Below are 503 nucleotides of genomic sequence, written 5' to 3' on the forward strand. Positions count from 1 at the left end.
CGCGGCTGAGGCTGCTGGCCCTGCTGGCCACGGCGCTGGCCACCGGGGCGGCTGTGGCCGTGGCCGGGGTGATCGGCTTCGTCGGCCTGGCGGCGCCGCATCTGGTGCGGAGCGCGGTGCGGGGCGATCCGGGGCGGCTGCTGCTGCCCTCGGCCCTGGCCGGGGGGCTGATGCTGGTTGTGGCAGACCTGCTGGCCCGGATGACGCCAACGGACCAGGAGCTGAAGCTGGGCGTGTTCACGGCTCTGGTCGGCGCGCCGCTGTTCGCCCTGATCGCCTGGCGGGCGGCGCGGGAGTGGCGGCTGTGAGCGCGCTGGAACTGATCGGCGCCAAGGCCGCGCTGGGCGGACGGACGGTGCTGGACGGGGTCAGCCTGTCGGTCGCGACGGGTGAGCTTGTCGCCGTGGTCGGACCGAACGGCGCCGGCAAGTCGAGCGCGATCCGGGCGCTGGCGGGGCTGCTGCCGCTGACCGGCGGGCAGGCGCGGCTCGGCGGGGACGATG

General features: G+C 76.1%; 2 protein-coding genes. Both read left to right on the plus strand.

Translation table 11 applies throughout. The features are described 5' to 3' along the window. Window positions 1-308 (plus strand): iron chelate uptake ABC transporter family permease subunit (locus tag QQJ79_RS15985; protein WP_284223932.1); only part of this gene is annotated, 308 nt, incomplete at its 5' end. Further along, on the plus strand, window positions 305-503 hold a 199-nt coding region (locus tag QQJ79_RS15990; protein ID WP_284223933.1), incomplete at its 3' end, for an ATP-binding cassette domain-containing protein. The genes QQJ79_RS15985 and QQJ79_RS15990, both read left to right, overlap by 4 nt.

The sequence above is a fragment of the Brevundimonas denitrificans genome, assembly GCF_030160755.1.
Lineage (GTDB): Bacteria > Pseudomonadota > Alphaproteobacteria > Caulobacterales > Caulobacteraceae > Brevundimonas > Brevundimonas denitrificans.